We start from the raw sequence: 8,380 nt of genomic DNA on the forward strand, positions 1-8,380 counted from the left end.
AAACCTAATAAGTGGAGCGCTCCAGCCCTCGATGGTAGACCGCTTCCTGGGTGACTGTGTGGTAGGGTGGGCGGCCAAGCTGATAGGCCATGGTCATGGCGTCCAGCATGCTCCACAGCACATCGAGCTTGAACTGCAGGATCTCCAGCGCCCGCTGCTGAAGCGCCGCGGTGGTGCACACGCTCAGGGCAATTTCCAGCCCGTGATCCACATCTCGGCGAGCTTCGCTCAAGCGCTTGCGGAAGTAGCGGTAACCCTGCTCGTCTATCCAAGGGTAGTGCTTGGGCCAGGTATCCAGGCGGTTCTGGTGGGCCTGGGGGGCAAACAGTTCCGTCAGCGAAGAGATAGCCGCCTCCTGCCACGGTGCGCTGGCCACGAAGTGGCGGTAGGCGTCCACCGCAAAACGCACGCCCGGCAGCACATGCTCCTGGGACAGTAGCGCCTCACGTGATAACCCTACCGCTTCGCCCAGGGCCAGCCAGGCCTCTATACCGCCTTCATTCTCCTCATGACCATCGTGGTCCAGCAGGCGTTGTACCCAGCGCCTGCGGGTGGCCGCGTCGGGGCAGTTGGCGAGTAACGCGGCGTCTTTTTGGGGAATCATGAGCTGATAGTAAAAACGATTGGCTACCCAGCCTTGCAACTGTTCCCGAGTCAACTCGCCCTCGGCCATTGCTTGTTGGAAAGGGTGGTGGAGATGGTAATACTGCCCTTTACTCAGCAACGCTTGCCGAAACGCCTCTGGACTTAGCGTGACGGCAGGTGTGCCGGGCGTTATTGCCGATAGCGTCATGATCGACCTCCTGGTTGTCATCATCATGAGCGGTACGTCTAAAGCGTAAACTGCATACCGTCATAAGCGGTTTCAATGCCAGCGGCCTTGAGTGTTTTGGCCTGTTCGCTGGCGCGATCCAGAATCGGGTTGGTGTTGTTGATGTGGATCAGCATACGCCGAGTCTGGGAGGGGAGTTCACCCAGCAGCTCGAGCATTCCACCGCGGCCGTTGAGTGCCAGATGGCCCATCTGCTGACCGGTAGAGGTGCCCACGCCCAATGCTTGCATCTCATCGTCATCCCATAGGGTGCCATCCACCATCACCACATCTGCCGCGTTTAAAAAGCGCATGGCCAGCGGGGTGGGGTTACCCAGCCCAGGGGCGTAGCAGAGCGATTTGCCGCTGCGCCGATCGACGATATACAACCCAAGGTTATCGCCACAGGAAGGCGAGCCGCGCCGCGGTGAGTAGGGCGGGGCGTTGCTGTGCAGTGCAAACGCGGTGAGGGTAATATCTGGCAGAAAGGGGATCGTGAACTCGGCGACGTCGCGATCATCCTCCAGGTCTATCGGCTGCCAGCGTAGCCCACCCCAGTGCTCCAGCATGGGAAATAGGGGAAATCCGGAGGAAAGGTCGCGGTGCACATTGGGGGTACACCACACATCCAGAGGGCAGCCTTCTCTGAGCGATAGCAGCCCTGTGACGTGATCTATCTGCGCATCGGCCAGCAGCACGCCGCTGATGCCACTGCCCCGCAGCTTGCTTGGCCATAGTGCTGGGTTGGCGTTGAGCTGGGCGCGAATGTCTGGCGAAGCATTGCATAGCAGCCACTGCTTGCCGTCCACACTCAGCGCGATGGATGACTGAGTGCATGGCACATGATCCTTACTGCCTTGGCGCGCGTGGTAGCAATTCGGACAGTTGCAGTTCCATTGTGGGAATCCACCGCCTGCGGCCGCACCGAGTACTAACACATGCATCGGTTGTCCTTAAGAGTCATCGTGAGGATTCAAACCTCTACCCGGGGTCGGGTAGAGGCTGGTGGGGTAGGGGAGCCTGCTAGCGAGTGGAAATGTAGAGCGTGACTTCAAAGCCTAAGCGGACATCCTGATAAGAAGGTTTTTGCCACATGGGTAACTCTCCTGTGCTGGGTAATAGCGTATCGACCCTAGTCACTGTAGTTAAACAACCGGGTTGCATCAAAGGTTGAATGGCCACTGGCGGGCCTGGCGTTAGATCCTAAACTGCTAACGAGCAACGCCATGGCGTTGCCATGACACGACGGCGTACCCGCTTCTGAGGTTGGCAATACACGGGGAGAGGCGTGCGCAGGGCGGGCTAACCAGGGAGAACGCGTGTGAAAATAGGCGCACCAAAAGAGAGTGCTAAAGGCGAGGCGCGGGTCGCGCTGACGCCGGACAGCGCACAGCAGCTCCATAAGCTGGGCCATGAGTGCCTGGTAGAAGCGGGTGCGGGGGCTGGGGCAGGCTTCAGTGATGAGGCGTACCGGGCGGCTGGCGTCACCGTGGTCGAACATGCCGAGGCGCTATGGCAAGAAGCCGACGTGGTCGTCAAGGTACGGGAGCCCTCCGAGCAAGAGGCGCAGTGGCTGCGCGAAGGCCAAACGCTGATCGCGTTCTTCTGGCCAGCCCAACACGCGGCGCTGCTGGAAACCTGCAAAGCCCAAGGCGCCACCGTGATCGCCATGGACATGGTGCCGCGTATTTCTCGGGCCCAGAAAATGGATGCGCTCTCTTCCATGGCCAACATTGCGGGCTATCGGGCGGTGATCGAGGCGGGCAACAATTTTGGCCGCTTCTTTACTGGCCAGGTGACCGCCGCTGGCAAGGTGCCCCCTGCCAAGGTGCTGGTGATCGGGGCGGGCGTGGCGGGGTTGGCGGCAATCGGTACCGCTACCAGCCTGGGCGCCGTGGTGCGCGCCTTCGATGTGCGCCCGGAAGTTTCCGAGCAGATCGAGTCCATGGGCGCCGAGTTTCTGTTCCTCGATTTCGAAGACGCCCAGGACGGCGCGGAAAGCGGTGGCTATGCTTCGCCCTCCAGCCCTGAGTTTCGGGAAAAGCAGCTGGCATGTTTCCGCGCGCAGGCGCCCGAGGTGGACATCGTCATCACCACGGCGCTGATTCCTGGCAAACCCGCGCCCAAACTGTGGTTGGACGACATGGTGGCGGCCATGAAACCCGGCTCGGTGATCGTCGATCTGGCCGCCGAAAAGGGCGGCAACTGCGACCTCACCCAGCCCGATGCGCGCGTGGTGAGCGATAACGGCGTGGTGGTGATTGGCTATACCGACTTCCCCTCACGCATGGCCACCCAGGCGTCGCTGCTGTATGCCACCAACATTCGCCATATGCTCAGTGACTTGACGCCGGAGAAGGATGGCGTGCTCCACCACAATATGGATGATGACGTGATTCGTGGGGCCACGGTGACCCACCAGGGGGAAATCACCTTTCCACCACCCCCGCCCAAGGTCAAAGCCATTGGCGCGGCCAAGCCGAAGAAGAAAGAGAAGCAGCCCTCGCCGGAAGAGAAGAAGGCCACCGAACAGGCGGCCTTCAAAGCACAGACCAAACGCCAGGTCGGCCTGTTGGCGGCAGGCGGTGCCGTGATGCTGCTGCTGGGGCAAGTCGCGCCAGCGTCGTTCATGCAGCATTTCATCGTCTTCGTGCTGGCCTGCTTCATTGGCTTCCAAGTGATCTGGAACGTGAGCCACTCGCTGCATACGCCTCTCATGGCGGTGACCAATGCCATTTCCGGGATCATCATCCTGGGGGCCATCCTGCAGATGGGGTCGGGGAGCGGTGTGGTGAGCGTACTGGCGGCGATTTCGGTACTGATCGCGTCTATCAATATCGTGGGTGGCTTCCAGGTGACACGCCGGATGCTGGCCATGTTCCAGAAATCCTGAGCGGCGGAGAAACGATATGCTAGGACAAGGGTTCGTATCTGCCGCGGCCATTGCGGCCAGCGTGCTGTTCATTCTTTCGCTGGGTGGGCTGAGCAACCAGGAAAAGGCCAAACGTGCCGTATGGTACGGCATCGTCGGGATGGCGGTGGCGGTGCTGTTCACCGCCTTCGGCCCCGGTATTGGCGGCTATGAGTGGCTGATCCCGATGATGGTGATCGGCGCCGGGATAGGGATTTACGTGGCGGGCAAGGTCGAGATGACCGAAATGCCTCAGCTGGTCGCGGCGCTGCACAGCTTTGTCGGGTTGGCGGCGGTGTTCGTGGCCTGGAGTGCCGACCTGGAGCGTCGCCGGGTGATGGCCGCGCGGGCTGCCGATGGCGTGATGCAGGAGTTTTCTGCGTTTGCTGCGCTGGTGGCCACCAAGGCACCGGACGAGCTGACCTTTCTGCAGATCGAGGTCGTGTTCGCCATCTTCATCGGCGCGGTGACCTTTACCGGCTCCGTGGTGGCCTTTGGCAAACTGGCTGGCAAGGTAGATGGCAAACCTCGCCAACTGCCCGGTGGGCATAGGCTCAATGCCGGGGCGGCGGCGCTGTCGCTCTTGCTGGCGATCCTGTACCTCAATGGCGCGGGCTTCTGGACACTGCTCCTGCTGGCGGCACTGGCGTTCTTCATTGGCTACCACCTGATCATGGGCATCGGCGGGGCGGACATGCCCGTGGTGGTGTCGATGCTCAACAGCTACTCCGGCTGGGCGGCGGCGGCAGTGGGCTTCACTCTCTCCAATGACCTGTTGATCGTGACCGGGGCCCTGGTGGGCTCCTCCGGTGCCATTCTCTCCTACATCATGTGCAAGGCGATGAACCGCAACTTCATCAGCGTGATTCTGGGGGGCTTTGGGGGCACTCAGGGGCCTGCCGCCGAGATCGAAGGCGAGCAGGTGGCCATCGATGCCAGCGGCGTTGCCTCGGCCTTGAACGACGCCGATAGTGTCATCATCGTGCCCGGGTACGGTATGGCCGTGGCGCAGGCGCAGGCGGCGGTCAGCGACCTGGTACGCAAGCTGCGCGCTGCGGGTAAAACCGTGCGCTTTGCGATTCATCCGGTGGCTGGGCGTTTGCCGGGGCACATGAACGTGCTGCTGGCGGAAGCCAAGGTGCCCTACGATATCGTGCTGGAAATGGACGAAATCAACGACGACTTCGCCACCACCGACGTGGTCATCGTCATCGGCTCCAACGACATCGTGAACCCCGCCGCCGAAGAGGACCCCAATAGCCCCATCGCGGGCATGCCGGTACTCAAGGTGTGGGAAGCCAAGCAGGTGTTCGTCAGCAAGCGTGGCCAGGGCACCGGCTACTCGGGCATCGAGAACCCGCTGTTCTTCAAGGAGAACACGCGAATGTTCTACGGCGATGCACGGGATAGCGTGAATGCCCTGCTACCGCTGGTCGAAGGATGAGTGATGCCCAAAGATCAACTCGGGGAGCCCATGGGCTCCCCGATTCGTTGGCGGGTGTTGATGAAGATCGTGACATGCACTTGATAGTGGCTATCTTGGAAAGAGATGATGGAGCGCGTTCGATGCCCAAGGCATTGGCACGCTTGGGATGATTTTCAATAGTCGAGAGCTATTGGTCTGGTCGTAAAATGCAAATTGTGGCTATTAGCAAGGTGCTATAAAACTGTGACACATCAATAATGCATCCGAGGCGCCAGCAATCATCGTCTTTAGCGTGGATGCACGGCACTTGTTCCCTTGGTCATTCCAAGGCATAGAGCAATAAGGGAGAGAGCTATGAGCGGTAAATGTCCTGTCATGCATGGCGGCAACACATCGACTGGTACTGCCAATAAGGATTGGTGGCCGGAAGGTCTGAATCTGGATATCTTGCATCAGCAAGACCGTAAATCGGACCCGATGGGCGCAGACTTCAACTACCGTGAAGAAGTGCGCAAGCTCGACTTCGACGCACTGAAAAAAGACGTTCATGCGCTGATGACCGATAGCCAAGAGTGGTGGCCCGCTGATTGGGGACACTACGGTGGCTTGATGATTCGTATGGCGTGGCACTCCGCAGGCACCTACCGTATCGCCGATGGCCGTGGGGGCGGTGGCACTGGCAGCCAGCGCTTTGCGCCGCTCAACTCCTGGCCGGACAACGTCAGCCTGGACAAGGCGCGTCGTCTGCTGTGGCCGATCAAGAAAAAGTACGGCAACAAGATCAGCTGGGCCGACCTGATGATCCTGGCAGGTACCGTGGCCTATGAGTCCATGGGTCTGCCCTCCTACGGCTTCTCGTTTGGCCGTGCGGACATCTGGGAGCCGGAAAAAGATATCTATTGGGGCAACGAGAAAGAGTGGCTGGCGCCCTCCGACGAGCGCTACGGCGATGTCGAAAAGCCCGAGACCATGGAAAACCCGCTGGCGGCCGTTCAGATGGGGCTTATCTATGTGAACCCGGAAGGTGTGAATGGCCAGCCCGACCCGCTGAAAACCGCCCAGCAAGTGCGTGAAACCTTTGCTCGCATGGCGATGAACGACGAAGAAACGGCCGCGCTGACGGCGGGTGGTCACACCGTCGGTAAATGTCATGGTAACGGCGATGCCGGTGCCCTGGGTGCCGAGCCAGAAGCGTCCGATGTCGAAAACCAGGGCTTTGGCTGGAACAACCCGCATATGGACGGTAAAGCCAGCAAGGCGGTCACGTCGGGCATCGAAGGGGCGTGGACGACCAACCCCACCAAGTTCGACATGGGCTACTTCGACTTGCTGTTCGGCTACGAGTGGGAGCTGAGAAAAAGCCCCGCCGGAGCCCACCAGTGGGAGCCGATCGATATCAAAGAAGAAGACAAGCCGGTCGATGCCACCGACCCCTCCATTCGCCATAACCCGATCATGACCGATGCGGACATGGCGATGAAGGTAGATCCGACCTATCGCGCCATCTGTGAAAAATTCATGGCGGACCCGGAGTACTTCAAGCAGACCTTCGCGAAGGCCTGGTTCAAGCTGACCCATCGTGACCTGGGCCCGAAAGCGCGCTACATCGGCCCGGAAGTACCGGCGGAAGACCTGATCTGGCAAGACCCGGTGCCCGCAGGCAGCACCGACTACTGTGAAGAAGTCGTCAAGCAGAAGATTGCGGCCAGCGGTTTGTCCATCGGCGAGATGGTCGCGACGGCCTGGGACAGTGCCCGTACTTACCGTGGTTCCGACATGCGCGGTGGCGCCAACGGCGCGCGTATTCGTCTGGCACCGCAAAAGGATTGGCAGGGCAACGAGCCCGAGCGTTTGGCCAAAGTGCTCAGCGTGTACGAGCAGATTTCAGCCGACACCGGTGCCAGCGTGGCGGATATCATCGTGCTGGCGGGTAGCGTCGGTATCGAGCAAGCTGCCAAGGCGGCGGGCTACGATATCCGTGTGCCCTTCCTGAAAGGCCGTGGCGACACCACTGACGAGCTGACCGATGCGGACTCCTTCGCACCGCTGGAGCCGCTGGCTGATGGCTTCCGCAACTGGCAGAAGAAAGAGTACATCGTGAAGCCGGAAGAGATGTTGCTCGACCGTGCGCAGCTGATGGGCCTGACCGGCCCGGAAATGACCGTGCTGCTGGGTGGCATGCGTGTGCTGGGCACCAACTACGGTGGCACCAAGCATGGTGTCTTCACGGACCGTGAAGGCCAGTTGACCAACGACTTCTTCGTCAACCTGACCGATATGGCCAACACCTGGAAGCCGGTGGGCAGCAACACCTACGAAATTCGCGACCGCAAGACCGGTGCCGTGAAATGGACCGCTTCTCGGGTGGACCTGGTGTTTGGCTCCAACTCGCTGCTGCGCTCCTACGCCGAAGTGTATGCCCAGGACGATAACGCCGAGAAATTCGTCAAGGATTTCGTGGCCGCCTGGACGAAGGTGATGAATGCGGATCGCTTTGACGTCGCGTAATCACTGTTAGTGCCAGCAAAAACCCCGCATCTCAAGATGCGGGGTTTTTGTATCTGCAGCCCTCGAGTCTTTACGTGCCAAAGTCCTTTCTGAGGTGCTCTGAACATGCTACGGCCAACAGGCATACCAAGAAATCCTCTACAGCGGATAATTGCGAAAAATCCTTTACAGAGGATAAAATGCGTCTTGTCCGCTAAAAGGGATAGATCCAAGGGGCCGTCCTGAGGAATCGTTCTGAGACATCGTTCTGAGACATCGTTCTGAGACATAGCCATGAAAATTACCTCACCCGATATGCTGGCCAAGGCCTTGAAAGAAGCCCGCTCCCATAATGGCATGAGCCAGAAAGATGCCGCCGAACAGGTCGGCATCAAACAAGCCACCGTCTCCGCTTTCGAGAATCACCCGGAAAAAAGCCGCGTTGAAACGCTCTTCAAACTGATGGCTGCCCTCGGGCTAGAATTACATGTGGCAAAGAGAGAGAGTAAGCAAAGTGAACAGGTGTGGGATGAGGAGTGGTAACCAGTGGCTAACCTGACGGTAGCACTCAACGGTATCGAGGTAGGCCGACTCAGCCTCGGCCGTTCCGGCGCCATGGCTTTCCGCTATCTGCCTGAATGGCTAGACCACCCCGGCGCACGCGCTATTTCATCAGTCTTTGCGCGAGAAACCCCGCACTTCTAGTGCGGGGAGGGATAGCGCGTCGTCCGTCAGGACGACCCTG

8 protein-coding genes are annotated in these 8,380 nt (G+C 59.8%); 5 read left to right on the top strand and 3 right to left on the bottom strand.

Translation table 11 applies throughout. The features are described from left to right. Positions 1–4: 4 nt before the first annotated feature. The 3 genes from pqqC to pqqA all read right to left on the bottom strand — a co-directional run bounded on the left by pqqC (position 5) and on the right by pqqA (position 1,906). Positions 5–793: a pyrroloquinoline-quinone synthase PqqC gene (gene pqqC / locus CWI66_RS09105; RefSeq protein WP_100731486.1), complete on the bottom strand. Its 789-nt coding sequence runs from the start codon at positions 791–793 to the stop codon at positions 5–7. A 38-nt stretch (positions 794–831) separates the two neighbouring features. Beyond that, positions 832–1,755 (bottom strand): pyrroloquinoline quinone biosynthesis protein PqqB, encoded by a 924-nt coding sequence (gene pqqB, locus CWI66_RS09110; RefSeq protein ID WP_100731487.1) that lies wholly within the window; start codon positions 1,753–1,755, stop codon positions 832–834. 79 nt (positions 1,756–1,834) lie between these two features. Then, positions 1,835–1,906, bottom strand: a complete 72-nt coding sequence (gene pqqA, locus CWI66_RS18635; protein ID WP_100731494.1) for a pyrroloquinoline quinone precursor peptide PqqA — start codon at positions 1,904–1,906, stop codon at positions 1,835–1,837. 226 nt (positions 1,907–2,132) lie between these two features. Between pqqA and CWI66_RS09120 the strand changes: the two genes are divergently transcribed. The 5 genes from CWI66_RS09120 (at position 2,133) to CWI66_RS18015 (ending at position 8,340) form a co-directional block, all read left to right on the top strand. After that, positions 2,133–3,704, top strand: coding sequence for a Re/Si-specific NAD(P)(+) transhydrogenase subunit alpha (locus CWI66_RS09120; RefSeq protein ID WP_100731488.1), 1,572 nt, complete (start codon positions 2,133–2,135; stop codon positions 3,702–3,704). A 16-nt stretch (positions 3,705–3,720) separates the two neighbouring features. Further along, positions 3,721–5,166: an NAD(P)(+) transhydrogenase (Re/Si-specific) subunit beta gene (locus tag CWI66_RS09125; RefSeq protein ID WP_100731489.1), complete on the top strand. Its 1,446-nt coding sequence runs from the start codon at positions 3,721–3,723 to the stop codon at positions 5,164–5,166. A gap of 336 nt (positions 5,167–5,502) precedes the next feature. Next, positions 5,503–7,656 (top strand): catalase/peroxidase HPI, encoded by a 2,154-nt coding sequence (katG, locus tag CWI66_RS09130; RefSeq protein WP_100731490.1) that lies wholly within the window; start codon positions 5,503–5,505, stop codon positions 7,654–7,656. A gap of 273 nt (positions 7,657–7,929) precedes the next feature. After that, complete coding sequence (locus CWI66_RS09135; protein WP_016915307.1) at positions 7,930–8,178, top strand: helix-turn-helix domain-containing protein; 249 nt, start codon at positions 7,930–7,932, stop codon at positions 8,176–8,178. Positions 8,179–8,181: 3 nt separating this feature from the next. Continuing rightward, a complete protein-coding gene (locus CWI66_RS18015) occupies positions 8,182–8,340 on the top strand; it encodes a HipA N-terminal domain-containing protein (RefSeq protein ID WP_139790029.1) in 159 nt (52 codons plus the stop codon). Positions 8,341–8,380: the final 40 nt, after the last annotated feature.

The sequence above is a fragment of the Halomonas sp. 141 genome (assembly GCF_002810305.1).
Taxonomy (GTDB): domain Bacteria; phylum Pseudomonadota; class Gammaproteobacteria; order Pseudomonadales; family Halomonadaceae; genus Vreelandella; species Vreelandella stevensii.

Excerpts from the sequence above, each read along its gene's own strand:
- CWI66_RS09125 (WP_100731489.1), top strand. The coding sequence starts at position 3,721 with ATGCTAGGACAAGGGTTCGTATCTGCCGCGGCCATTGCGGCCAGCGTG.
- pqqC (WP_100731486.1), bottom strand. The coding sequence starts at position 793 with ATGACGCTATCGGCAATAACGCCCGGCACACCTGCCGTCACGCTAAGT.
- pqqB (WP_100731487.1), bottom strand. The coding sequence starts at position 1,755 with ATGCATGTGTTAGTACTCGGTGCGGCCGCAGGCGGTGGATTCCCACAA.
- katG (WP_100731490.1), top strand. The coding sequence starts at position 5,503 with ATGAGCGGTAAATGTCCTGTCATGCATGGCGGCAACACATCGACTGGT.
- CWI66_RS09135 (WP_016915307.1), top strand. The coding sequence starts at position 7,930 with ATGAAAATTACCTCACCCGATATGCTGGCCAAGGCCTTGAAAGAAGCC.